General features: G+C 55.0%; 22 protein-coding genes. 14 read left to right on the top strand and 8 right to left on the bottom strand.

Annotation, left to right across the window (positions count from 1 at the left end):
* Positions 1 to 173: 173 nt before the first annotated feature.
* Positions 174 to 3,626, bottom strand: a complete 3,453-nt coding sequence (gene mfd / locus ACIPUG_RS20895; protein ID WP_320700088.1) for a transcription-repair coupling factor — start codon at positions 3,624 to 3,626, stop codon at positions 174 to 176.
* Positions 3,627 to 3,768: 142 nt separating this feature from the next.
* Between mfd and lolC the strand changes: the two genes are divergently transcribed.
* From lolC to cobB, 5 genes are all read left to right on the top strand, one after another.
* On the top strand, positions 3,769 to 4,971 hold the full coding sequence (lolC, locus tag ACIPUG_RS20890) for a lipoprotein-releasing ABC transporter permease subunit LolC (RefSeq protein WP_039498998.1): 1,203 nt from the start codon (positions 3,769 to 3,771) through the stop codon (positions 4,969 to 4,971).
* Entirely contained in the window at positions 4,964 to 5,671 is a 708-nt protein-coding gene (gene lolD, locus ACIPUG_RS20885; RefSeq protein WP_014915821.1) for a lipoprotein-releasing ABC transporter ATP-binding protein LolD, read from the top strand. The genes lolC and lolD overlap by 8 nt, the downstream gene beginning before the upstream one ends.
* Entirely contained in the window at positions 5,668 to 6,915 is a 1,248-nt protein-coding gene (lolE, locus tag ACIPUG_RS20880; RefSeq protein WP_248721800.1) for a lipoprotein-releasing ABC transporter permease subunit LolE, read from the top strand. The genes lolD and lolE overlap by 4 nt, the downstream gene beginning before the upstream one ends.
* An 84-nt stretch (positions 6,916 to 6,999) precedes the next feature.
* Complete coding sequence (gene nagK / locus ACIPUG_RS20875) at positions 7,000 to 7,914, top strand: N-acetylglucosamine kinase (RefSeq protein ID WP_039285987.1); 915 nt, start codon at positions 7,000 to 7,002, stop codon at positions 7,912 to 7,914.
* An 11-nt stretch (positions 7,915 to 7,925) separates the two neighbouring features.
* A complete protein-coding gene (cobB, locus tag ACIPUG_RS20870) occupies positions 7,926 to 8,756 on the top strand; it encodes a Sir2 family NAD+-dependent deacetylase (protein WP_039498996.1) in 831 nt (276 codons plus the stop codon).
* A 482-nt stretch (positions 8,757 to 9,238) separates the two neighbouring features.
* On the opposite strand, the gene ACIPUG_RS20865 is transcribed toward cobB, so the two are convergent.
* Positions 9,239 to 9,955, bottom strand: a complete 717-nt coding sequence (locus ACIPUG_RS20865; RefSeq protein WP_400340050.1) for a Crp/Fnr family transcriptional regulator — start codon at positions 9,953 to 9,955, stop codon at positions 9,239 to 9,241.
* Positions 9,956 to 10,071: 116 nt separating this feature from the next.
* Between ACIPUG_RS20865 and ACIPUG_RS20860 the strand changes: the two genes are divergently transcribed.
* The 8 genes from ACIPUG_RS20860 (at position 10,072) to ACIPUG_RS20825 (ending at position 17,147) form a co-directional block, all read left to right on the top strand.
* Positions 10,072 to 10,413, top strand: a complete 342-nt coding sequence (locus tag ACIPUG_RS20860; protein WP_400340047.1) for a cupin domain-containing protein — start codon at positions 10,072 to 10,074, stop codon at positions 10,411 to 10,413.
* 60 nt (positions 10,414 to 10,473) lie between these two features.
* Entirely contained in the window at positions 10,474 to 11,238 is a 765-nt protein-coding gene (locus ACIPUG_RS20855) for a class I SAM-dependent methyltransferase (RefSeq protein ID WP_010276290.1), read from the top strand.
* A 135-nt stretch (positions 11,239 to 11,373) separates the two neighbouring features.
* Complete coding sequence (gene btuC, locus ACIPUG_RS20850; protein WP_039504837.1) at positions 11,374 to 12,411, top strand: vitamin B12 ABC transporter permease BtuC; 1,038 nt, start codon at positions 11,374 to 11,376, stop codon at positions 12,409 to 12,411.
* A 66-nt stretch (positions 12,412 to 12,477) separates the two neighbouring features.
* Positions 12,478 to 13,029 (top strand): glutathione peroxidase, encoded by a 552-nt coding sequence (locus tag ACIPUG_RS20845; protein ID WP_400340044.1) that lies wholly within the window; start codon positions 12,478 to 12,480, stop codon positions 13,027 to 13,029.
* Positions 13,030 to 13,806, top strand: coding sequence for a vitamin B12 ABC transporter ATP-binding protein BtuD (gene btuD, locus ACIPUG_RS20840; protein ID WP_205594141.1), 777 nt, complete (start codon positions 13,030 to 13,032; stop codon positions 13,804 to 13,806).
* A gap of 144 nt (positions 13,807 to 13,950) precedes the next feature.
* Positions 13,951 to 14,463: a C40 family peptidase gene (locus tag ACIPUG_RS20835; protein ID WP_043901879.1), complete on the top strand. Its 513-nt coding sequence runs from the start codon at positions 13,951 to 13,953 to the stop codon at positions 14,461 to 14,463.
* 39 nt (positions 14,464 to 14,502) lie between these two features.
* Positions 14,503 to 15,519, top strand: coding sequence for a lipoate--protein ligase A (locus ACIPUG_RS20830; RefSeq protein WP_039467923.1), 1,017 nt, complete (start codon positions 14,503 to 14,505; stop codon positions 15,517 to 15,519).
* 176 nt (positions 15,520 to 15,695) lie between these two features.
* A complete protein-coding gene (locus ACIPUG_RS20825; protein ID WP_400340040.1) occupies positions 15,696 to 17,147 on the top strand; it encodes a YdiU family protein in 1,452 nt (483 codons plus the stop codon).
* 19 nt (positions 17,148 to 17,166) lie between these two features.
* Here ACIPUG_RS20825 and ACIPUG_RS20820 read toward each other — a convergent pair whose 3' ends face one another.
* The 6 genes from ACIPUG_RS20820 to ACIPUG_RS20795 form a co-directional block, all read right to left on the bottom strand.
* Complete coding sequence (locus tag ACIPUG_RS20820; protein ID WP_039511790.1) at positions 17,167 to 17,964, bottom strand: heme ABC transporter ATP-binding protein; 798 nt, start codon at positions 17,962 to 17,964, stop codon at positions 17,167 to 17,169.
* Entirely contained in the window at positions 17,957 to 18,961 is a 1,005-nt protein-coding gene (locus ACIPUG_RS20815) for an iron ABC transporter permease (RefSeq protein ID WP_010297764.1), read from the bottom strand. Before ACIPUG_RS20815 ends, ACIPUG_RS20820 begins: the two co-directional genes overlap by 8 nt.
* On the bottom strand, positions 18,958 to 19,776 hold the full coding sequence (locus ACIPUG_RS20810) for a hemin ABC transporter substrate-binding protein (RefSeq protein ID WP_010276318.1): 819 nt from the start codon (positions 19,774 to 19,776) through the stop codon (positions 18,958 to 18,960). Before ACIPUG_RS20810 ends, ACIPUG_RS20815 begins: the two co-directional genes overlap by 4 nt.
* Complete coding sequence (locus ACIPUG_RS20805) at positions 19,773 to 20,822, bottom strand: hemin-degrading factor (RefSeq protein ID WP_039515901.1); 1,050 nt, start codon at positions 20,820 to 20,822, stop codon at positions 19,773 to 19,775. Before ACIPUG_RS20805 ends, ACIPUG_RS20810 begins: the two co-directional genes overlap by 4 nt.
* A gap of 213 nt (positions 20,823 to 21,035) precedes the next feature.
* On the bottom strand, positions 21,036 to 22,082 hold the full coding sequence (locus ACIPUG_RS20800; protein ID WP_400340037.1) for a 3-deoxy-7-phosphoheptulonate synthase: 1,047 nt from the start codon (positions 22,080 to 22,082) through the stop codon (positions 21,036 to 21,038).
* Between the two features lie 203 nt (positions 22,083 to 22,285).
* Positions 22,286 to 23,107, bottom strand: coding sequence for a pyruvate, water dikinase regulatory protein (locus ACIPUG_RS20795; protein WP_010276338.1), 822 nt, complete (start codon positions 23,105 to 23,107; stop codon positions 22,286 to 22,288).
* Between the two features lie 300 nt (positions 23,108 to 23,407).
* Between ACIPUG_RS20795 and ppsA the strand changes: the two genes are divergently transcribed.
* The gene (ppsA, locus tag ACIPUG_RS20790) at positions 23,408 to 25,786 is read left to right on the top strand and encodes a phosphoenolpyruvate synthase (RefSeq protein ID WP_039276498.1); all 2,379 of its coding nucleotides are present in this window, start codon (positions 23,408 to 23,410) and stop codon (positions 25,784 to 25,786) included.
* Positions 25,787 to 26,047: the final 261 nt, after the last annotated feature.

The raw sequence follows: 26,047 nt of genomic DNA, 5'->3' as shown, positions 1-26,047 counted from the left end.
CAGATTCACCCTGTTTCAGGTGATGGTAGCTAACCATCACCCACTACCTAGTTCAAGATACAAATGGACGTACTTGCAGCGTCTTTACGATCTATCCGTTATTCCCGCTCTACGGATTTTGTTAGCAACCTCACGGGAACCCGAAGGTTCCCGTTTACTGTGTTGAAAACGAGTTACGCCGCCAGCGTATGTTGCGCCATGTTCCCCAGCAGTGAACCGATAAACTCGATGCGCTGCGGACGGTCGCTCAAATCCTTCATGAATTTCAGGCGGGTTGGGCCATCAAGACGGTAGGTGCCCGGATCGCGCTGTAGCAGGCCGATAAGGTGGGACGGATCGACACGGTTTTGCTCGCTGAATTCGATAAAACCACCTTTCTCATTCCCTTCTATACGGCGAATACCCAGCGCCTGAGCTTGCTGACGCAGGGCAGCAATCTGCAACAGATAACGGCTTGCATCAGGAAGGAGACCGAAGCGATCGATCAGTTCGACCTTCAGCTCATCCAGCTCGGCGGTGGTTTTCGCGCTGGCGATACGTTTGTATAGCGACAGGCGCGTATTGACGTCGGGAATGAAATCATCGGGCAGCAGGGCGGGCAAACGCAGTTCGACGTCGGTCTGACTGTTGATCAGATCCTCCAACGATGGCTCCCGGCCTGCTTTCAAGGCATCGACGGCGCTTTCCAACAGTTCCATATACAGCGAGAAACCGACGCTGGTCATCTGCCCACTCTGATCGTCCCCGAGCAGTTCACCTGCGCCACGGATTTCCAGATCGTGCGTTGCCAACGCAAAACCGGCACCGAGGTCTTCCAATGAGGCGATAGCTTCCAGACGCTTCTGCGCATCGGTGCTCATCGCTTTAGGATTCGGCGTCAGCAGGTAAGCGTAAGCCTGATGGTGGGAACGCCCCACGCGACCCCGTAACTGGTGCAGCTGTGCCAGACCGAAATGATCGGCACGCTCAATGATGATGGTATTGGCGCTTGGAATATCGATCCCCGTTTCGATGATCGTGGTACACACCAGCACGTTAAAACGCTGGTGATGGAAGTCGTTCATGACCCGTTCCAGTTCGCGTTCGCGCATCTGGCCGTGGCCGATCGCGATGCGCGCTTCCGGCACCAGCTCTGCCAGTCGCTGGGTGGCTTTCTCGATATTTTCGACGTCGTTATAGAGGTAATACACCTGTCCGCCGCGCAGAATTTCACGCAGAATCGCTTCGCGCACCACCAGATTGTCATATTCGCGCACGAACGTTTTTACCGCCAGACGGCGAGCAGGTGGGGTGGCGATGATCGACAGATCGCGCATCCCACTCATCGCCATGTTGAGCGTACGTGGAATCGGCGTAGCGGTCAGCGTCAGGATATCGACATCCGCCCGCATCGCTTTGATGCGCTCTTTGTGACGCACACCGAAGCGGTGTTCTTCGTCCACAATGAGCAGCCCTAAGTCGCGCCAGCGTACGTCGCTCTGCAACAGCTTATGGGTGCCGATCAGAATATCGACTTTGCCTTCCTGCGTTTCCTCCAGCACCTGAGTTTGCTCACGCGCGCTGCGGAAGCGGGAGATCATTTCGATCTTCACCGGCCAGTTAGCAAAGCGATCGCGGAAGTTGTCAAAATGCTGCTGTGCCAACAGCGTTGTTGGCACCAGAACGGCAACCTGCTTATGGTTTTCAACCGCCAAAAACGCGGCGCGCATCGCCACTTCGGTTTTCCCAAAGCCGACATCGCCACACACCAGACGATCCATCGCCAGCGGTCGGCACATGTCGCTCAGCACGGCGTTGATGGCCTGCGCCTGATCGGGCGTCGTTTCGAAGGGGAAACTTTCGCAGAAAAGCTGGTACTGCGTTTTGTCATGCTTAAACGCAAAACCGCTTTTCGCCGCACGCTGGGCATAAATATCCAGCAGCTCGGCGGCGACATCGCGCACTCTTTCTGCCGCTTTTTGTCGCGCGCGTGACCAGGCATCACCACCCAGTTTATGCAGCGGCGCATTCTCATCGGCACCGCCCGCATAGCGGCTGATCAAATGCAGCGAGGAAACGGGAACGTACAGCTTGTCTTCGCCTGCATAAGTCAAAATCAGGTATTCGGCCTTGATGCCACCGGCTTCTAGCGTAGTCAGTCCGGCATAGCGGCCCACGCCGTGTTCGAGATGAACGACGGGTTGCCCCGGCCGCAGTTCTGCCAGATTACGGATCAGCGTATCGGTATTAATCGTGCGGCGATTATCCTGACGGCGGCGACTGACGCGTTCACCCAGCAAATCGCTTTCGCAGATCAACGCGCGCTGACGCAGCGTGTCGATAAAACCGTGTTCGCTGGCACCGATGATCAGATAAGTGCCACGATCCTGAGCCTGCTCCAGCGTGCTGATGAGCGTTGGGTTCAGTTTGATACGCGCCAGCAGTTCTTGCAGCGTTTCGCGTCGGCCTTCGCTCTCGACGGAGAAAATGATCTGGCCTTCAAACTGTTCGATAAAACGACGCAGCGCATCCATCGGGGATTTCTGCTGATGCTGAATTGCTAACTCCGGCAGCGGCAGATAGGCCAGATTCACGTTGGCGGCTTTTTCCGGCAGCGTATCGGTTCTCAACTGCACGCGCGGCCACGCTTTTAGCTCTGTGAACAGCCCGTCTACGCGCAGCCAGAGTGAATCCGACGGCAGCAGCGGACGCATCGGATCGACACGACGGCTTTCAAAACGCTGCTGAATATCCTGCCAGAAACGCTCGGCGCTCTGTTCGATATTACCGGTGTTGACGATCAGCGTGTTGGTCGGGAAATAGCTGAACAGCGACGGCAGTGGTTCGCTGAAGAATAACGGCTGCCAGTATTCGATCCCGGCAGGCCAGACACCTTTGCTGACCTGTTGATAAATGTGCTCGGCATCGCGTCGTACCTCGAACTGCTCGCGCCACTGGCTGCGGAAAAGTTCGATGGCGGTTTTATCGGTCGGGAACTCGTGGGCGGGCAGCAGATTAATGTGCGGCACTTCATTCAGCGTGCGCTGCGTATCCACATCGAACAGACGCAGGCTGTCGATCTCGTCGTCAAAGAAATCGATACGGTAGGGCTCTTCGCTCCCCATCGGGAACAGATCCAGCAGCGCGCCGCGCGTGGCATATTCACCATGTTCCATGACCTGATCGACGCTGCGGTAGCCCGCCTGCTCCAACTGCGAACGCAGCTTATCACGCGAGAGGCGCTGGCCTTTTTTCAACACCAGCGCATGGCCGTGCAGGAAACTGTGCGGACAAACGCGCTGCATCAGCGTGTTGACCGGCAGAATCAGGACGCCGCGCGTCATATTAGGCAATTGATAGAGCGTGGAAAGGCGGGTCGAAATAATTTCCTGATGCGGAGAAAAACTATCGTAGGGCAGCGTTTCCCAGTCAGGCAGGGTGGTGACGTGCTGGTCGGTAAATTGCTGAATCTCATCACGCAATCGCAGAGCGTTTTGCATATCCGGCGCGATAAGCACCACCAGCCCGGCGTGGCGTTCAATGATTTCTGCACATTCAACGGCGCAGGCAGCACCGGTTAACTGGCCCAGCAGGCGCTGCTCACCCGCTTTGGGCGGCAGCGAATAACGGTAATTTTCAGGCATCATCTGATTATCGGGTCTCGCCTCCCTGCATCCGGCCAGTAATAAGAAAAAGCCGTAGAGTGAGGGTGTTAGGGTTCCATAAAGCAGTACTACCCTTTATTATCCTTGATCACTTTGCTTTGGCAACCTTATCCAGACGGATTTCATGTATCAACCTGTCGCTTTATTTATTGGCCTGCGTTACATGCGCGGGCGTGCATCAGACCGCTTCGGCCGGTTTGTCTCCTGGTTATCCGCCATTGGCATCACGCTGGGCGTGATGGCGCTGGTCACCGTGCTTTCCGTGATGAATGGCTTCGAGCGCGAACTGGAAGGCAATATTTTGGGCGTGATGCCCCAGGCGATCATCTCTACGCCGCAAGGTTCGCTGAACCCGGCGTTGATTCCCGCTTCCTCCTTAAACTCGCTGGAAGGCGTAACGCGTGTTGCGCCGCTGACGACGGGCGATGTGGTGCTGCAAAGCGCCCGCAGCGTCGCCGTGGGCGTGATGTTAGGTATTGATCCTGACGAACAGGAGCCGCTGTCACGCTATTTGGTTAACGTCAAACAGCAGCAGCTGCAATCCGGTCAGTATCAGGCCATCTTGGGCGAGACACTGGCCGCACAGCTGGGCGTTAAAGCCGGCGATCAAATTCGTATGATGGTCACGAGCGCCAGCCAGCTGACGCCGATGGGGCGTATCCCCAGCCAGCGTATCTTTACCGTTGCCGGCACCTTTGCCGCGAACAGCGAAGTCGATAGCTACCAGTTGTTAGTGAACCAGCAGGATGCCTCTCGCTTGATGCGCTACCCGGCGAACCACATTACCGGCTGGCGTTTGTGGCTGGAAAAGCCGCTGTCGGTCGATACGCTGAGCACGCAAACGCTGCCGGAAGGCACGGTCTGGAAAGACTGGCGTGAACGTAAAGGTGAGCTGTTTCAGGCCGTACGCATGGAAAAAAATATGATGGGGCTGTTACTCAGCCTGATCGTCGCGGTGGCCGCGTTCAATATTATTACCTCGCTGGGTTTACTGGTGATGGAAAAACAGGGAGAAGTCGCCATTCTGCAAACGCAGGGGCTGACTCAACGTCAGATTATGGCGGTGTTTATGGTGCAAGGGGGGAGCGCTGGCGTTATTGGCGCGCTGTTAGGGGCAGTGCTGGGGACACTATTGGCCAGCCAACTGAATACGCTGATGCCGATACTGGGCGTATTGCTGGATGGTGCTGCGTTGCCTGTAGATATTGATCCCATGCAGGTCGTGACAATCGCCATTTCTGCGATGGTCATTGCCCTCTTATCAACACTTTACCCGTCATGGCGCGCTGCCGCCGTTCAACCCGCTGAGGCTTTACGTTATGAGTGATTTACCGTTATTGCAGTGTACTAACCTGTCGAAGCGCTATCAGGACGGCAAGCTGTCTACCGACGTGTTACGCGATGTCTCATTTGAAATGAACAGCGGCGAGATGATGGCCATCGTCGGAAGCTCTGGTTCGGGCAAAAGTACGTTGCTGCATGTGCTGGGCGGGTTAGATACGCCGACGTCAGGCGAGGTTATCTTTAAAGGCCAGCCGCTGAATACGCTCTCAGCGGCGGCAAAATCGGATTTACGCAATCGCGAGCTGGGCTTTATTTATCAGTTCCACCATCTGCTGCCGGATTTTACCGCGTTGGAAAACGTCGCAATGCCGTTGCTGATTGGCAAAGTACCGACGTCACAGGCACAGGATAAAGCTCGCGAAATGCTGGCAGCTGTTGGGCTGGAAGCACGCAGCCACCACCGTTCATCGGAGCTGTCCGGTGGTGAACGGCAGCGTGTCGCCATTGCCAGAGCGCTGGTTAACAGTCCGTCGCTGGTGCTGGCGGATGAGCCAACCGGTAACCTCGATCAGCGTACGACAGACACCATTTTTGAACTGCTGGGAGAGCTGAACGTCCGGCAGGGCACCGCCTTTCTGGTGGTGACGCATGACCTGCAACTGGCTAGCCGACTGAACCGTCAACTGGAAATGCGTGACGGTCAATTGCAGAAGGAACTGACCCTGATGGGAGCGCGGCAATGAGATTTCCTCCGCTCTCGTTGCTGATTGGCCTGCGCTTTAGCCGCGGCCGTCGGCGTGGCGGCATGGTTTCGCTGATTTCGGTCATTTCGACGCTCGGAATTGCCCTCGGCGTAGCGGTGTTGATTCTCGGCCTGAGCGCGATGAATGGCTTTGAGCGCGAGCTGAACAACCGCATTTTGGCCGTGGTTCCGCACGGCGAGATCGCACCGGTCAATCAGCCTTTCGACGGCTGGCAGGACATTCTTCCGAAAATCGAACAGGTGCCTGGCGTGGCGGCCGCGGCGCCTTATATCAATTTCACCGGGCTGCTGGAGAACGGCGCCAAGCTTCAGGCGGTTCAGGTAAAAGGCGTCGATCCGCAGCAGGAGAAACGTCTTAGCGCACTGCCTAACTATGTGCTGAATGATGCCTGGCAGCGGTTCCGCGCGGGTGAACAGCAGGTCATTATTGGGCAGGGTGTGGCAAAGGCGCTGAATGTGGTGGAAGGCGACTGGGTCACGGTGATGATCCCGAACAGCGACCCGGAAATGAGGCTGATGCAGCCGAAACGTATCCGGCTGCACGTCAGCGGTATTTTACAACTGAGCGGCCAGCTCGATCATGGCTTAGCGCTGATTCCGTTGGCGGATGCCCAGCAATATCTGGACATGGGGCAGAGCGTAACGGGGATCGCCATCAAGGCTAACGATGTGTTCTCCGCCAATAAACTGGTGCGCGATGCGGGCGAAGTCACGAAGGCTTATGTCACTATTCGCAGTTGGATTGGCACCTATGGTTATATGTACCGGGACATCCAGATGGTGAGAACCATCATGTATCTGGCGATGATCCTGGTGATTGGCGTGGCCTGTTTTAATATTGTTTCAACGCTGGTGATGGCGGTGAAAGACAAAAGTAGCGACATCGCGGTCTTGCGTACGCTGGGAGCCCCAGACGGGCTGATTCGGGCTATCTTTATTTGGTACGGGCTATTGGCTGGGCTGCTGGGTAGCGTGATAGGCGTTGTGATTGGCGTGATCGCGACCTTGCAATTGACGCCGATTATTCACGGCATTGAATCCCTCATCGGCCATAAACTGCTGTCCGGCGACATCTATTTCATCGATTTCCTGCCATCTGAACTGCATGTAACGGATGTCTTGATCGTACTAGGAACATCACTGGTGCTGAGCCTGATTGCCAGCTGGTATCCGGCGCGACGCGCCAGCCGGATTGATCCTGCCCGCGTGTTGAGCGGACAGTAAGCCAAGCCAACGCACATGCGGCTTGAGAGATGACGGGGATAATCCCTATCGTGTGGGAAAGCGATCACACCCTAAGGAGCAGTCATGTACTACGGTTTTGACATGGGCGGCACGAAAATTGAGCTGGGCGTGTTCGACGCAGAGTTGAACAAGGTGTGGCAAAAGCGGGTGCCGACGCCGCGCAGTAATTATGATGACCTGCTCACGACGCTGGTCGATCTGGTGCATGAAGCCGATGCGCAGGTTGGCATGCAGGGAAAAGTGGGTCTCGGCGTACCGGGCATGGAGACGGGGAACGATGGTGCGCTCTTCACCGCTAACCTGCCTGCGACGATGAGAAAACCGCTGCGTACGGATTTGTCGCAGCGTTTGCAGCGAGAGATTCGCATCAGTAACGATGCTAACTGCTTTGTGCTGTCGGAAGCCTGGGACGCGGAGTTTCGTTCCTATCCTGTCGTGCTGGGTATGATTTTAGGCACGGGACTGGGCGGTGGTTTGGTGATTAACGGACGTCCGGTCGACGGGCGCAACGGCATCGCAGGCGAGTTCGGCCATCTTCGCCTGCCGTCCGACGCGCTGGATATCATCGGCGTGGATATTCCACGCGTGAAGTGCGGCTGCGGTCAATCAGGCTGCATCGAGAACTATATTTCTGGTCGCGGTTTTGAATGGCTGTACGAGCATCTGTATGGTGAAGCACTGCCTGCTGTGACTATCATCCGGCACTATCGCGGCGGAGAAGAAAAAGCGCTGGAGTTTGTCGATCGCTTTATGGATTTGCTGGCGGCCTGTCTGGGCAATCTGCTGACCCTGTTCGATCCGCACCTGCTGGTGTTGGGCGGCGGCCTGTCGAATTTTGATGAAATTTATCAAATTCTGCCGACGCGCCTTCCTCCACGACTTTTACCGATTGCGAAACTGCCACGTATAGAGAAAGCGCGTCATGGCGATGCGGGCGGCGTACGTGGTGCGGCGTTGCTACACTTAATGGATAACTAGCTGGAGAAGGTATGTATACGCGTCAACGATTAGGGCGGTTTCATAAGGGAAAGCGTATGCGGCAGCAGCGTCTTCGTGCGCGTATTTTCCATCGTGATTATCTGGCAGCAAGCGAAGTGAAAAAACCGCGCGTGGTAGTACTGACGGGCGCAGGTATTTCAGCGGAATCGGGCATTCGTACCTTTCGTGCAGCCGATGGCCTGTGGGAAGAGCACCGCGTCGAGGATGTCGCGACGCCTGAAGGTTTTCAGCGTAATCCTGAGCTGGTGCAGGAATTTTATAACGCCCGTCGCCGTCAGCTACAGCAGCCGGAAATTGTACCGAATGCCGCGCATCTGGCATTAGCGAATCTGGAAGCGATGCTGGAAGATAACTTCCTGCTGATTACGCAAAACATCGATAACCTGCATGAACGTGCTGGCAGCAAGCGCGTCATTCATATGCACGGCGAGTTACTGAAAGTACGCTGTAGCCAAAGTGGACAGATCGTTGAATGGACAGACGATCTCGCCGCTGGCGAACGCTGCCACTGCTGCCAATTTCCCGCGCCGTTACGCCCACATGTGGTGTGGTTTGGCGAAATGCCGCTGCACATGGACAAGATTTACCATGCGCTGTCGCAGGCGGATTACTTTATTGCGATTGGCACGTCGGGCCATGTTTATCCGGCTGCCGGTTTTGTGCATGAGGCCCATTCGCACGGTGCCTACACGCTGGAGCTGAATCTGGAGCCCAGCCAGGTAGAAAGCCAGTTTGATGAAAAAATTTACGGCCCCGCCAGCACCGTAGTGCCAGAGTTTGTCGCTGCCTGGCTGACGCGCGGTCAAAGCATCAAGTTTTAAGCGTCCGCAAAAAGTATTAAACGCCCGCAAAAAGAGAAAACGTCATGAATCGTATGAGGACGGCGTTTTCTCTTTCCGGTCGTTGCCGCAGCAACATTCATCAAGCTGATCGAACGGCAACATCGCGGCGTGATTAAAGAAACAATATTCACTCTCGCTACAGCGAGCATGCGCAGCGGTTTCTGTCGGCGAGTCCGCCTGCGGATGTGGCGGCTGTTGGCTGTCATGGTGTGACGAAGCTCCATGAAGAGACCGTGTTCCATGAAAAGATAATGTTCGTCGGAAAAAGCCCAGCATAGCGTTACCCTCACGGTATCTCATCACGATAGGCATGAGATAATTATGTTAATGAGAGTGATTCTCATCAATGTAAGCTAAGCGTAGTTGATAATGTGATGATGGGGGAATGACAATTGTCAAAAAGTATATCCAAAATTGTTCTATCCACCCGTCATGCCTGAACCGACAAAGGCTTAGAACGATCAGAATGTCCGTCTGGCTTCGGCAGCCAGTGCTTTCAGATAATTCAGATCGCACAATTCCACTTGATGACCCCGATAGGTAATGTAGCCTTGCCGTTTCCAGTCGGACATCAGTCGACTCAATGTTTCACCGCGCATCCCTAATGACGTCGCGAGTTGGCCTCGACTCACCGGTAATGTCAATTGCTGAGTTTGCTGAATGTGGTGCTGGCGCAGCAGGTAATCTGCCAGACGCTGCGGTGCGGAGCTGGACGTCAGCCAGTCGATTTGGTTGATCGTCGAGTAGAGTTTTTTGCCCAGATAATTCAGCAAACGCAGTGCCAGCTCCGGGCGCTGCAAACAAAACTGATGAATATCCTGCCGTGGGATCATCAGCGTGTGGCCATCGCTTTGTGCACGGATATTCATCGGGAAGCGGCCGTGATCCATAAACACCGCGGCGATGGCGACAAATTCTCCACGCTCAAACTGCCCGAAAATCTTTTCATCTCCGCCATAGGTATGGCGAAAAGCCTGCAATTTTCCTGCTTCAACCAGCAAACAGTGCTGCATTTTGTCGCCTTCGCGAAACAGAACGTCATCCTGCCGGAAAAACAGACGCTCGCTTTTTGCCAATAGTTCACACACCACGTCGCTGGGTTCACCGTGCATCCAGTCATGCTGAAACAGCACCTCACCGTATTCATCGGGTGATAGCGCTTTTTTGACAAATGTCATTTGCCCTCCCAGAGGCTGGTATTACCATCAAGCTAGTAAATGAAAATAATAATCACTTGCATGAATTCAGCAAGCAAAATCACGGCGCGCTGAATCGAGAATAACGGAGAGTTTCCATGAAAAAAAATACCCTTCCGGCGGCACAGGCAATGGTTCTCCATGAATTGATTACCCCAACCGAGCACGGTATCGCCAGTCGCGTGTTGGCCCGTACCGACGGCGGCAATGTCACGCTGTTTGCCTTCGACCAAGGGCAGGGACTGAGTGAACACAGTGCCCCTTATGATGCACTGGTTATGGTACTTGAAGGTGAATTATTGCTGACGATCGGTGGCGACCCCGTCGTCGCGCAGCCCGGCACGTTGGTGCGTATGCCCGCCAATATCCCGCATGCCGTGGATGCTCAGCAGTCGTCACGCATGTTGCTGACCATGTTGAAGACGCTGAAAACCGACTAATCGCTATTCCATTAAGCGCTACACGGCTACCGCGATAACACCGAATTAAGGAGTGACAGTATGAGCGATCATGAAGCAGGACATAAATTTTTAGCCCGATTGGGGAAAAAACGTCTGCGTCCCGGCGGCAGAAAGGCAACTGAATGGTTGCTCAGTCAGGCTGGGTTCCGGCAGGACAGCGTCGTATTGGAAGTCGCCTGCAATATGGGGACTACGGCGATGGAGATTGCGCGTCGTTTTGGCTGTCAGGTCATTGGCGCGGATATGGATAAAGTGGCGCTACAGAAGGCGCAGGAGAATGTTGCAGCAAACGGCCTTGCATCGCAGGTCACGATTATGCAGGCGAATGCACTGGAGCTGCCGTTTCCCGATAATCACTTTGACGTGGTGATTAATGAGGCCATGCTGACGATGTATGCCGACAAGGCCAAGAGCCGCATTATTGCCGAATATTATCGCGTGTTGAAACCGGGCGGCCGCCTGATTACCCATGACATCATGCTGCTTTCCGAGAAGGATACCGGGGCCTTGCAGGCGGTGGAACAGATGCACAAAGCGATCAACGTGCATGCTCAGCCGATGCTGCGTGAGCGCTGGGTGACGCTGTTTCAGGAATGTGGTTTTAGCAAGGTCAGCTACGATAACGGCGCAATGACGCTGCTGACGCCACAGGGGCTGATTTATGACGAAGGCGTCGCGGGGGCGGCACGCATCGTAAAAAATGCGCTGAAAAAAGAAAATCGCAGCATGTTCTTCAACATGTTTCATACTTTCCGCCGCAATCGAAACCAGCTTAACTATATTGCGGTATGCAGTACCAAGTAATGGCCGTATTCATTTTGATTGCGTCGCGGTAACAAGGAAAAAGCGTGTAAGGCAGGCGAAATCGTTTAACATACGTGACAATACGTTACCTTAACTGCGCTTTTTATTGCGCTGGACTCCTTGTTACGGTGAACAATGCAGCCATTATCGCCGGGTGATATCCCGCTAAAGCATGCGACGCAGTTACCCCATTACAGCCAGCTAAAACAACAGCAGTGCAGACGCGATCGCCGGAGTCTGATACTGCTGTTGGCGTTTCTCGTATTCACGCTGGTCGTCAGCCTGTGTGCGGGGGAGCGCTGGATTTGGCCGACGGCCTGGCTGGATGACGCTCAGCAGCTTTTTGTCTGGCAACTGCGTTTGCCCAGAACGCTGGCCGTAATGCTGGTGGGGGCGAGTTTGGCGATGTCGGGCACCGTGATGCAGGCCGTCTTTGATAATCCGCTGGCAGAACCGGGGCTGCTGGGCGTCGCCAACGGCGCAGGCGTGGCCTTAGTGCTGACGGTACTGCTGGGGCAGGGATTGCTGCCCGTCTGGATGTTAAGTCTGAGCGCCATTGCTGGCGCGCTGCTGATTACCTTTCTGTTACTCCATTTTGCCCGTCGTCATATTTCCAATACCCGCTTATTACTCATCGGCATTGCGCTCGGGATTATCTGTAGCGCGGTGATGACCTGGGCCGTCTATTTCAGTACCAGCCTCGATTTACGCCAACTGATGTACTGGATGATGGGCGGTTTCAGCGGCATTGACTGGCGGCACGGCTGGTTGATGCTGACGCTCTTGCCGCTACTGCTGTGGCTGAGTCGTCAGGGCGCGGTACTGAACGGGTTGACGCTCGGTGAGATTCAGGCGCGTCAATTGGGCATTCCGGTCTATCGCTGGCGTACGATTCTCGTGCTGGTGATGGGCGTACAGGTCGGGTTGAGCGTAGCGCTGGCCGGCATCATCGCGTTTATTGGTTTGGTGATCCCACACATGTTGCGGCTGTGCGGGCTGACCGATCAGCGCTATTTATTGACCGGATGTGCGCTAGCTGGCGGCGGTGTTCTGCTGCTGGCGGATACGGTCGCGCGTGTTGCGCTGAGTTCAGCCGAGTTGCCGATAGGCGTGGTTACCGCTACGCTGGGATCGCCATGGTTTATCTGGCTACTGTTACGTAATCGACTGTAGCGATATGTCTTGTTCTATCCACTTTTGTTTATCAATTCTTGTTTTATCACTGAAGGGAGCAAAACGATGAGCACTGAAATCTATGCTATTCCGCTGACCACCATTGATGGGAAAGCGACAACGTTTGAGGCGTTTAAAGGGCAGGTGGCTTTAGTCGTTAACGTCGCCTCTCAATGCGGCCTGACTAAACAATACGATGCGTTGGAAAAGCTCTACGAAACTTATCGCGACAAAGGTCTGGTCGTGCTGGGATTCCCCTCCAATGAATTTGCAGGACAGGAGCCGGGCTCGGAAGCAGAAATTCAGGAATTCTGCCGTGGGACGTTTGGCGTGCAGTTCCCGATGTTCAGCAAGATTGAAGTCAATGGCGAGAACCGTCACCCGCTGTACCAACGGTTGATTCGCGAGCAGCCGGAAGCCAACGGGACCTGGAAAAGTGATTTTTTTGCGCGGTTGGTCAATAAAGGCCGTAAGCCTAAAAACTCGGAAGATATTCTGTGGAATTTCGAAAAATTCCTGGTGGATCGCGAAGGACGCGTGATTGATCGTTTTGCGCCGGATATGGCACCTGACCATGACACCATCGTGAAAGCGATCGAAGAGGCGCTGGCAAAATAAGTGACGCAGCAGACTTCCCCAGTATTACAGCTGCGGCAGGCAGGTGCCTCGCCGCGTTTGTCGCCGATGAGTGCGGAGTGCCGTCGCGGTGAGCTGCTGCATATCATCGGTCCGAACGGGGCCGGAAAGAGCACGTTGCTGGCAAGAGCCGCGGGTTTGCTGGCGGGAGAAGGCGAGGTCTATCTGGCTGGCACGCCGTTGTCGCAGTACACGGCAGCGGATCTGGCTGTGCGCCGCGCCTATCTGGCACAGCAGCAACCGCCTCTCGCGTTGATGCCGGTATTCCAGTATTGGCAACGGCATCAACCGCCGCTGGCTCAGGAAGACGCGGTCGAAAAGGTGGTGCATTTTCTGGCGGAACGCCTGATGTTAACCGATAAGCTGGCGCGCCCGCTCACTCAGCTGTCGGGAGGCGAGTGGCAGCGCGTTCGGCTGGTGGCGGCGCTGTTGCAGATTTGGCCGACCCTCAATCCGCACGCGCGTTTGCTGCTGCTGGACGAACCGACCAATAGCCTCGATGTGGCTCAGCAGGTGGCACTGGATGCGTTACTGAGTGAACTCTGTCGTTTGGGTATCGCCGTCGTGGTTTGCGCACACGATCTGAACCACAGTGCCCATCATGCGGATCGCGTGTGGCTGCTGTCGGCGGGGATGTTGGTGGCGCAGGGCGAGACGGCGGAGGTCATGCTGCCGGAGGTGCTGTCTCCTGTATTTGGTGTCGAGTTTCAGCGGCACGTGGTTGATGGCAGAAACTGGATCATCACGCGCAGTGCCTAGCGCTGTGAGAAAATGGCGTCGTCAGAAAATAGGAAAAATCGCCTTTACTTGCCAGCTACCCCGATTAAACGCTAAATTAATCCAATACCTAGCATTTTCAAACGCTAGAGGACTATGGCCTCGGCGGTTTTATGGTAATCGCGCATGATACGTTTACGACAGGGGTTGACGTTACAATATAGAGCGATCCTACGATATAGTTTGATCCTCGCCAGCCTGATTTTGGTCGGCTGTAGCAGTAGTCGGCATAATAATCCGCCGCCGAATGCGCGTCTGAGCGATTCAATTATGGTGATGGTGCAGCTAAACGATCAACTGGGGCAATGGTACAGAACGCCTTATCGCTACGGCGGACTGGATCGTAACGGTGTCGATTGTTCCGGTTTCGTCTACCTGACGTTCCGCGATAGGTTTGGTATGCAGTTGCCGCGCACCACGGAAGCACAAACCGAACTGGGTGAACGCGTTGACCGTGAAAACCTGTTACCGGGTGATTTGGTCTTTTTCAAAACCGGCAGCGGCAGCAGTGGGCTGCACGTCGGAATTTATGATAAAGACGACCAGTTTATTCATGCCTCCACCAGTCAGGGCGTAATCCGCTCGTCGCTGGATAACGTGTACTGGAAACGGGCGTACTGGCAGGCCCGCCGCATCTAATTTCCCCTCTTTTATTATGCTTACAGCACGGAGCTGCTCATGTCCTCTCTGCGTTTACTCATCTCTGACTCTTACGATCCCTGGTTTAATCTGGCCGTTGAGGAGTGCATCTTCCGCCAGATGCCCACCACGCAGCGGGTGCTATTTTTGTGGCGCAATGCGGAAACCGTAGTTATTGGCCGTGCCCAGAACCCGTGGAAAGAGTGCAATACGCGGCGGATGGAAGAGGATGGCATCAAGCTGGCACGGCGCAGCAGCGGCGGCGGGGCGGTCTTTCACGATCTCGGCAATACCTGCTTTACCTTTATGGCGGGCAAGCCGGAATACGATAAAAGCGTTTCAACGCAGATTGTTCTGGATGCGCTTAGTTCGCTGGGGTTAAAGGCTAGCGCGTCGGGGCGTAACGATCTGGTGGTCGAAACCACGGACGGCGTGCGCAAGGTGTCCGGTTCTGCCTATCGCGAAACCAAAGATCGCGGCTTTCATCACGGTACGCTACTGCTGAATGCCGATCTCAGCCGCTTAGCGGACTATTTGAACCCAGATGTTAAGAAGCTCCAGGCAAAAGGGATTACGTCCGTGCGTTCCCGTGTCGCCAATCTGGTGGAATTGCTACCTTCTGTCGATCATCAGGTCATTAGTCAGGCGGTGACGCAGGCCTTCTTTGATTATTTTGGCGAACAGTGCGAACCGGAAATTATCTCGCCTTCCGCCTACCCAGACCTACCGGGATTCAGCGAACAGTTTGCACGTCAAAGTAGTTGGGAATGGAACTTCGGTCAGGCTCCGGATTTCTCGCATTTACTTGATAACCGCTTTACCTGGGGCGGGGTTGAATTACATTTCGATGTGGAGCGTGGCGTGATCGTCCGCGCGCAGATTTATACCGATAGCCTGAACCCCGCACCGTTAGAAGCACTTGCCTCCGCCTTGCAGGGAACGGCATATCGCCCGGAAGCTTTGGCGGCAGCGTGCCAGGCACTGATTAGCGCTTTCCCCGAACAGCAAAACGAATTGCAGGAACTGGCCGATTGGCTGGCGCAGAGTCTGCGTTAGACGCCCTGTTTTTCTCAACGCATCGATGACAAGGAAACGTAAGGGAAATAATACCCCTTCGTTTCCTCCGTGTTAATTCGATGGTCATCCCTCTACACTTTCTGCTTACCCATGAGTCGTTGTGTGATGAGCGCGTGGCTCTCTTCACTTGAACAGAGTGGTATTAGGGAGACAGGATGCAGCAAACACCGTTATTCAATAATCACTATTTTCACCAGTTGCCGGGGTTCTACACCGCGCTACAGCCTACGCCGCTGCATGGCGCTCGCCTGCTTTATCACAGCGAGGGATTGGCCGCGGAGCTTGGGCTGTCTTCCGACTGGTTTACGCCGGAACAGGATGCCGTCTGGAGCGGCGAACGTTTGCTGCCGGGAATGGAGCCGCTGGCGCAGGTTTATAGCGGCCATCAGTTTGGCATGTGGGCTGGTCAACTGGGGGACGGGCGCGGCATCCTGCTGGGAGAACAACAGCTGCCGGATGGCCGCAGTATGGACTGGCATCTCAAAGGTGCGGGGCTGACGCCGTATTCGCGCATGGGTGACGGTCGCGCCGTGCTGCGTTCGGCGATACGCGAATTTCTGGCCTCGGAAGCCATGCACTATTTGGGGATTCCCACCACGCGGGCGCTGACGATTGTCACCAGCACACATCCGGTGCAGCGTGAGCAGGAAGAAAAGGGCGCAATGCTGCTGCGCGTGGCGGAAAGCCATGTGCGTTTTGGTCATTTTGAGCACTTCTACTATCGCCGTGAGCCGGAAAAAGTACGTCAGCTGGCGGAGTATGTGATCGCTCGCCATTGGCCGCAGTGGGAGAACGACGAGCGTCGCTATGAACTGTGGTTCGGCGATGTAGTAGAACGCACCGCTCGACTGATTACACATTGGCAGGCCGTCGGGTTTGCGCACGGCGTAATGAATACGGACAACATGTCGATTCTGGGACTGACCATCGACTACGGCCCTTATGGCTTTTTAGATGCGTATCAGCCCGGTTTCATTTGCAATCACTCCGACCATCGCGGGCGCTACGCGTTTGACAATCAGCCCGCCGTGGGACTGTGGAATCTACATCGTCTGGCGCAGGCGCTGTCGGGGCTGATGGACACTGACACACTGGAGCGCGCGCTTGCCCGCTATGAACCGGCGCTGATGCAGCACTATGGCACGTTGATGCGCGCCAAGCTGGGCTTGTTTACCGCGAGCGCGGAGGATAATGACGTGCTGGTCGGGCTGTTGCGCCTGATGCAGCAGGAAGGCAGCGATTACACCCGCACGTTCCGCCTGCTGGCAGACAGCGAAAAGCAGGCATCGCATTCGCCGCTCCGTGATGAGTTCATCGACAGGACTGCGTTTGATAGCTGGTTTGCGACCTACCGCCAGAGGCTGATGCAGGAAGAACAGGGCGATGAGGAACGTCGTCGGCTGATGAATGCGACGAACCCGAAATATATTCTGCGTAATTATCTGGCGCAAATGGCGATTGAACGGGCGGAAAACGACGACATCAGCGTGCTGGCGCGTCTGCATCAGGCCCTGTGCCAACCGTTTGACGAACAGCCGGAGAAGAACGATTTGGCGGCGTTACCGCCAGAGTGGGGCAAACATCTGGAAATTTCCTGCTCCAGCTGAGCCGGAGCAGGGGACTTGGCTATTGCCGCAGATAAACCTGCGGAATGGTGTAGTCAGGGTGTGAACCGACGCTGAGATCGGCGCGGTACCAGTGGGTCAATGTGTCTGCCTGTAACACCTGTGCAGGCGTGCCTTGTGCAACTAGCTTCCCTTCGTGCAACAGCAGGATGCGGTCGGCATACAGTGCCGCCAGATTCAGGTCGTGCAGAACGCAGCACACGGATAACGGCTGTTCGCGCGTAAGCTGCTTGAGCAGCCGTAAGAGGTGCTGTTGATGATACAGATCCAGCGCTGAAGTCGGTTCATCGAGAAACAACCAACCCGGCGTCGGTTCCGGATGCCACAGCTGTGCCAGCACACGAGCCAGTTGCACGCGCTGCTGTTCCCCGCCGGAAAGCTGACGATAGTCACGCGTAGCCAGTCCCAGACAGCCCGTTTGCGCCATGACCTGCTGAATCACATCATCATTTTTCGGGTAGCGACCGTGAGGGGAACGCCCCATCGCAACAACATCCCGCACGCTAAACGCAAACGCCATACCGCTATGCTGGCGCATCACCGCACGCGTTTTGGCGAGCGCGCCGGGCTGCCAGTGTGAGAAAGGCTGTCCGGCTAACAAGCACTCGCCTTCATCTGGCGTTAAATAACCGGTCAGTAAGCGGAGCAGGGTAGACTTCCCTGCGCCGTTAGGGCCGATGATTGCGACGATTTCCCCACTGTGAAGTTCCAGAGAAACGTCGTCCGTCAGATAACGGCCGTTGGCCTGAAAGCGCAGATGGCGTGCGACTAACGTCCGGTCGAGCGCTGAGTCAGTCATTGCCCCGTCCTTTATGCTGAACGATCAGCCATAAGAAATACGGCCCGCCAATCAGGCTGCTTAACAACCCAACGGGCATTTCTGCCGGAGAAAGCAGCGTGCGTGCCAGCGTATCGGCAAACAGCAGCAGACAGGCACCACCGAGGATAGAACCGGGAATGAGCCAGCGATGGTCGGCACCCAGATGCATGCGCATCAGGTGTGGAATGATAAGCCCGATGAACCCGATCACACCGCTGACCGCCACTGCTACGCCAACCAACAGCGAACTGAGCAGCAGTAGCGTGTACTTGGTGCGTTTCACATTAACACCAAGGTAGTGCGCCTCTTCGTCCCCTAATTGCAACACGTTCAGACGGTGCGCGTAGTATAACGTGGCGATCGTGGCAGGGATGACCAACGTGCTGGCAACCAGCAGCATGGGCCACTGTGCCTGTCCAAGGCTCCCCATTCCCCACAGTGAGAACTGGCGCAGTTGCTGATCGGTGCTGATGTAGGTCAACACGCCGATGAGGGCAAGGCACAGCGCATTGAGCGCGATGCCTGCCAGCAATAATCGCGTTAATCCACCCTGTTCGGAGCGGCTGAGGATGAAAATAATCGCCGTAATTGCCAGACTGCCCGCGAAAGCGGCAAACATCGGGCCGTAAAGCGCCAGCAGAGGGGGAAGGCCAAGCGGCAGCACAATGGTTAGTGCGACGCAGAGTGCGGCACCGCTGCTGATCCCAAGCAGGCCGGGATCAGCGAGTGGATTGCGAAATAACCCCTGCATAATCGCGCCAGAGCAAGCCAACGCGCCGCCGACGAGGATCGCCAGCAGCACACGGGGTACGCGGATATTCAACCAGATATGCCAGATTGGATCGTCAAGCGGCGTTTGCCATAACATCTTGAGCGATAGGGTCAGCGCGCCCATGTTGGCGGCACCGACCATCAGTGCCACCATCAGTAACAGCAGAGCGATCAACCACGTGCGCGGGTGAAAGCGTGAGGTCATTTGATCGCTTCGGCTGTCTGACGCAGCGTTGCCATCAGCGCTGGCGTTTCGAGCGTGAAGCCGAGCATCGCCATGTCATCGACCACTAACAGGCGCTTGTTTTTACCCGCAGGCGTCAATGCCAAACCGGGTAATTTCCAGACCTGTGCTTCACCACCCAACGTTTTCAGCCCCTGACTGGATATCAGAATCAGATCCGGCGCACTGGCAATCACGCCTTCCTGTGACAATGGCTGGTAGCGCTCAACGTTTTGCATGGCATTTTTTAATCCGGCACTGCGGATAATCGTGTCTGGCGGGCTATTTTTTCCTGCGGCCAGTGCGGTCATGCCGCCGTGGCTGAGAACGAACAGCACGTTAACCGGCAGCGGTGAGGTTTTGACTGCCGCCAATTGCTGCTGATAGGTTTCCGTCAGTTTTTTACCTTCTGCGTCTTTCCCTAGCGTCTGAGCGATGGCCCCGATTTTCTTCGGCACCGCATCCAGCGATGGCTCGGCGGTTACATGAACCACTTTTGTGCCGCTGTCCGCCACCTGCTGCAGGATGAGCGATGGCTGGGACAGATCGCTGGCGAGAACCAGAGACGGTTTCATGGCCAGAATACCTTCCGCATTGAGGTGGCGCATGTAGCCCACGTCAGGCAGTTTCTTCACGGCTTCCGGGTGCAGACTGGTGCTATCACGCGCAACCAGATCTTTCTCCGCGCCCAGCGCATAGATGATTTCCGTGACGTCGCCGCCGATAGAAACGATACGCTCGGCAGCAGACACCCCCAGCGGGAGTGTCAATAGCAGGGGGAATAGCCAGTTTTTCATGCGGCGAGATCCTTGTACGGTTTCAGGGCATCGATCTGGTCGCGCCACTGCTGCTGTTCCGGCGTGCCTTCGGTACGCTGCCCAAAGAGTTGTGCAATTTGAGAGCCGTCTGCGGCATAGAGTTCGAGGCTGGTCACAATGCCGTCTGCTGTTGGTTTACGCGTGATCCAGCTTTCAGCGATCGCGCCTTCAATCAGATGCAGGGTGAAATCTTTATTAAAGATGTTAATCCACTCTGCATGTTGCTCCATACGCTCTACACGCTCAAGCGTACCGGTGAAGATTTGCACACAGCCACGGTTACCGACGAATACCATGATCTCATTCTGATCTTCACGCGCGGCAAACAGAATCTGCGACAGCGCATCGTTGTCTACACGGTAAGCCAAATCGTCAGCGACCGAGTTAAACGCCTGCTGGCGCGTCAGGTTATGGCGCTTGAGCAGAATAAAGAAATCATGCACGTCCGTCATCGCACGCCATTCCGCTTCAAGCTGAGGATTATGGGCAACGACCTGCTCAACTGGCGCGCTGTTTGCTGGACGAAGTGCCAAGGCTGGATTTTCGCTGCTGGTAAATTTCTCAACAAATAGCTGCCAGGCGGCCATGTCCGTGGTGTCGGTCGTGTAGACCTTCAGAATGGCATCACCCTGATGATCGAAAAATTGAATGCTCTGACGCTCACCGCGTGCGGTATTTTCACGCAGCGCAAAGGCGGAAGCCCACTGAGAAAGGAACAAACGCAGATCCAGCTCGCGCGGGTTGAGGATAAGACCGGCATGCCCATCAAGCGTCTGGTTCTGATAGTAGCCGGTATGCTCATGCACGGCGTATTCGTTACGTGTGATCGACTTGGTATTACCAACCTGCTCCAGTGCGCTTAACCAAACTTTGGCATCACCTTGCAGGCGCTGCGCATCGTGTCCGACACGAGCGTGGGTCAGTTCCGCTTCGCTGATGCCGAGTTGCGCAGCCAAATCGCGGGCGTATTTACGCGGATGTTCAACTTTCGCCTGGAGGTATTGTTGGTAAATGGACGTCTGCATCTCGTTCGTTCCCTTAATCGTTGTCGTATTAATCATAGCAATGAATGAGAATCATTTTCATGTAACAAAAACGCAACCTCAAGTGAAGTTTTCTTAATAAGTGGAATAAGAGGAATCGTAAGAGGTATTTACGTGCTGCGAGAGTGTGGGATAAGTGGCGGGAGAACAGCTGGCACACGACCGGAGAAGGTGAGTGTGCCAGCGTATATCGAATTAAAAACGACTGTCGACGGCGTCCGCCAGACGAGCCAGCAGCGTTTCGGTGTCCTGCCAGCTCAGGCAAGGATCGGTAATGGATTGCCCATACGTCAATGCCAGAGGATTGATCGCCGGCTGATTGCCTTCGATTAAGAAACTTTCCGCCATGATGCCCGCGATGGCGCGTGAACCGGTGCGAATTTGCTGGCAGATATCATCGGCTACGTCGAGCTGGCGGCGATGTTGTTTCTGACAGTTGGCATGACTGAAATCGATCACCAGATGTTCGGGCAGAGAGAATTCACGCAGGTGAGCGCAGGCCGCAGCGATATCTTCCGCGTGGTAGTTCGGTTTTTTCCCGCCACGCATAATAATGTGGCCGAACGGGTTGCCCTGCGTTTTGTAGACCGACATGAAGCCCTGCTTATCCGGCGAGAGAAACATGTGCTGGGCGCGAGCGGCACGAATGGCATCGACGGCGATACGTGTATTACCGTCCGTCCCGTTCTTGAAGCCGACAGGGCAGGACAGCGCAGAAGCCATTTCCCGGTGGATCTGGCTTTCGGTGGTTCTCGCACCTATCGCCCCCCAGCTAATCAAATCGGCAATATACTGGCCGGTGACCATATCGAGGAATTCTGTCGCGGTCGGCAAGCCAAGCTGATTGACGTCCAGCAGCAGGCGGCGCGCAATTTCCAGCCCTTCATTCACCTGAAACGTTCCATTGAGGGCGGGATCGGAGATGAGTCCCTTCCAACCCACCACCGTGCGCGGTTTTTCAAAATAGGTGCGCATGACGATTTCCAGTCGATCCTGATACTGCGTGCGTAGCGCAGCCAGACGGCGTGCATAATCTAACGCGCTGTCGGTGTCATGGATCGAACAAGGGCCAACCACGACGAGCAGGCGGGGATCTTGACCGGTTAGAATGGCTTCAATTTTTTTGCGTGACGAGGTGACATTTTCGGCAACGGCAGGGGTAATTGGGAGTCTGGCGAGTAACGTTTGAGGCGTAACCAGACTCTCGATGCGCGCGCTCCGCAGTTCATCTGTTTGCAGCATGTTTTATCTCTGAATACGGTCAAGCCGAAAACCTGCCGTCACTGAAATGTATGGACATAACAGTATGTTCAGGCAGCGTTTTCAGGCTATGTTTCCGACTAAAAGGTTGCTTCGCAGCGGCGAAATGCCGGGAAGTGATGGAGCACACAATAAACGAACTGGCGCACATTACAACCGCATCAGGATAAAAAATCTATCATGTACTAGTACATTCTTCGACTCATGCCGAGAATGTCGATGATTTTGGCGGAAATTTCCTCAACGGAATAATTGGTGGTATTGAGATATTTAATCTGGTGTTTGCGAAATAGCGCTTCCACTTCACTAAGTTCCATGCGGCACTGGCGCAACGACGCATAGCGGCTGTTGCCCCGGCGCTCTTCCCGAATCGCCGCCAGTCGTTCGGCATCAATGGTGAGCCCGAATAGCTTGTGCTGGAAAGGCTTCAACGCGTCGGGCAGGCGCAGGTTATCCATATCATCGGCAATAAAAGGATAGTTGGCGGCGCGAATGCCGAATTGCATCGCCAGATACAGGCTGGTCGGCGTTTTACCGCAGCGCGACACGCCCAGCAGAATAACCTGTGCCTGATCGAGATTGCGCAGCGAGATGCCGTCATCGTGCGCCAGCGTATAGTCGATGGCGGCGATACGGGCGTCGTATTTGCTCAGGTTATTGGCCGTCAAACCGTGAGTGCGGTTGGCAATCGGTGTCGGCGGCGTGTTCAATTCTTCCTGCAAGGGGGCAACCAGCGCCTGTACGATATCCTGGCAAAACCCTTCGCTGCTGGTAATAATGTTACGTACGGTCGGTGTGACGATGGAGTAAAACACCAGCGGACGCACACCGGTTTGCTGATACAACGTATTGATTTGCTCGCACACGGCTTTGGCGCGCGCTTCACTTTCCACGAAAGGTAAGGTATAGCTAACCGTGTTCACGGGGAACTGGGACAGCACCGCATGGCCCAGCACTTCTGCCGTAATGGCCGTACCGTCCGAGACATAAAATACGCTTCTTTCCACATAACCCCCTGTTGATATTTCCGACAACTCGAACACGTTAATCTCGTCAAAAATTGCGTTTCAAGAATACTTTTATTAAAACGCCATTTCATTATCTTCATGATAAAGAATACTAATCTTCTACGATATTGGATTTTTACCGCGTTAAGCAATCATTCGCCGTGAAATCAGTTTTTTTTCATAGGTTGATCGATTCACCTGTCCATGTTCATCAAAACGCTATGCTAACCTGATTGCGTTGAGGCGATTCTCAACCGAACTCTTCCATACCCTAATTGTATGCAGAAAGGATTATTTTCGATGTCCAATAACGGCCCTGATTTGCGTAATGTCCTTTGGTATAACCAGCTCGGTATGCACGACGTTGAAAGGGTGGGAGGCAAGAATGCCTCTCTGGGTGAAATGATCACCAACCTTTCAGAATTGGGCGTAGCCGTTCCCAACGGCTTTGCGACAACGGCGCAGGCGTTTAATGATTTTCTTAATCAAAGCGGGATTAACCAGCGCATTTATGAGCTGCTCGATCGCACCGACATTGACGATCTGAGTCAACTGGCGAGCGCCGGTACGCAGATCCGCCAGTGGATTATTGATACGCCATTCCAGCCGGAGCTGGAGAAGGCAATCAGTGACGCCTACCAGCAACTGGCCGATGGTGAGAAAGACGCCTCGTTTGCCGTGCGTTCTTCCGCTACGGCAGAAGATATGCCGGATGCGTCCTTTGCCGGTCAGCAGGAAACCTTCCTGAATGTGCAGGGCATTGATGCGGTGATGGTGGCTGTGAAGCACGTATTTGCATCGCTGTTTAACGATCGTGCGATCTCCTATCGCGTACATCAGGGGTATGACCACCGTGGCGTGGCGCTGTCGGCGGGCGTGCAGCGCATGGTGCGGTCCGATCTGGCCTCTGCGGGCGTGATGTTTACCATTGATACCGAATCCGGTTTTGATCAGGTGGTGTTCATTACATCGGCTTACGGTTTGGGTGAAATGGTGGTGCAGGGTGCGGTGAACCCGGATGAGTTCTATGTTCACAAGCCAACGTTGCAGAACAACAAACCTGCGATTGTGCGCCGTAATATGGGATCGAAAAAAATCCGTATGGTGTATGCCGCGAGCCAGGAACATGGCAAACAGGTGCGGATTGAAGATGTGCCAGCAGAACAAACGACGCGTTTCAGCCTGACGGATGACGAAGTGCAGGCACTGGCGCGTCAGGCGCTGCTGATTGAGAAACACTACGGTCGTCCGATGGACATCGAGTGGGCGAAAGATGGTCACACCGGCAAGCTTTATATTGTGCAGGCGCGTCCGGAAACGGTTCGCTCTAACGGTCAGGTGATGGAGCGTTACCACCTGCCAGCCAGCGGTACGGTGCTGGTGGAAGGGCGTGCGATCGGCCACCGCATTGGCGCGGGCGAAGTGAAAGTGATTCAGGACATCAGCGAGATGCACCTGATCAACGCAGGCGACGTATTGGTAACCGACATGACCGATCCGGACTGGGAACCGATCATGAAGAAAGCGGCGGCGATTGTCACCAATCGCGGCGGACGTACCTGTCACGCGGCGATTATCGCCCGCGAACTGGGCATTCCGGCCGTCGTGGGCTGCGGCGATGCGACCGAACGTTTACGCAAGGGGCAGAAAGTGACTGTCTCCTGTGCGGAAGGCGACACAGGCTACGTGTATCAGGATCTGCTGGACTTCTCCGTGAAGAGTTCACAGATTGATGAAATGCCAGCACTGCCGCTGAAAATCATGATGAACGTGGGCAACCCTGACCGCGCGTTTGATTTTGCCTGCCTGCCAAACGATGGCGTCGGTCTGGCGCGTCTGGAATTCATCATCAACCGCATGATTGGCGTGCACCCGCGTGCGTTGCTTGAATTTGACCAGCAAGCCCCTGAGGTGCAACGTGAGATCAAGACGCTGATGCAGGGCTTCGACGATCCGGTGGAGTTCTACGTCGGTCGTCTGACGGAAGGAATCGCGACGCTGGCAGCCGCATTCTCGCCGAAGCGCGTTATTGTCCGCCTGTCCGATTTTAAATCCAACGAGTACGCCAATCTGGTCGGTGGCGAGCGTTATGAGCCGGAAGAAGAGAACCCGATGCTGGGTTTCCGCGGTGCGGGTCGCTACGTGTCGCCGGACTTCAAAGCCTGTTTTGCACTGGAATGTGAAGCGGTCAAACGTGTGCGTAACGTGATGGGGCTGAAGAACGTCGAGATCATGATCCCGTTCGTTCGTACCGTGGCACAAGCGGAAGCGGTGGTGGCTGAACTGGCGAATCAGGGTCTGCGCCGTGGCGAAGACGGCCTGAAAATCATCATGATGTGCGAAATTCCGTCCAACGCGCTGTTGGCCGATGAATTCCTGCAACACTTTGATGGCTTCTCTATCGGCTCAAACGACATGACGCAGCTGGCGCTGGGCTTGGATCGCGACTCTGGCGTGGTATCGTCGCTGTTTGATGAACGTAACGATGCGGTGAAGGCGCTGCTGTCGATGGCGATCAAGGCCGCCAAGAAACAGGGCAAATACGTCGGTATTTGCGGTCAGGGCCCGTCAGATCACGAAGATTTCGCGCTCTGGCTGATGGAGCAGGGCATTGATAGCCTGTCGCTTAACCCAGATACCGTGGTGCAAACCTGGCTGAATCTGGCTGAGCACAAGTAATTAGTACGGTGAATGCCTGATGTGTAGTCATCAGGCAACTGAAACAGTATTCACAGAATGAAAACGGTGGTAATGGAATAGAAGAGTAAAGCGTTTGCGCCATGGACAAAAATGTCAGGAACGTTTTTGAACGTCGCTTGCGGCGGCCCTGAAAGGGTGAATCTCAGGGATGAGATTCATATTCGCGCAATCCGAGCGTACAGCTACCGTCTTGAGCGTCAAGCTGCTGTAGCGTAATTCTCGTCATACTTTTGCTGTTTC

It is taken from the genome of Pectobacterium sp. CHL-2024, assembly GCF_044751765.1.
Classification (GTDB): Bacteria; Pseudomonadota; Gammaproteobacteria; order Enterobacterales; family Enterobacteriaceae; genus Pectobacterium; species Pectobacterium brasiliense.
Note: the sequence above shows the minus strand (reverse complement) of the source record. Positions and strands in the feature narration are given on the sequence as shown.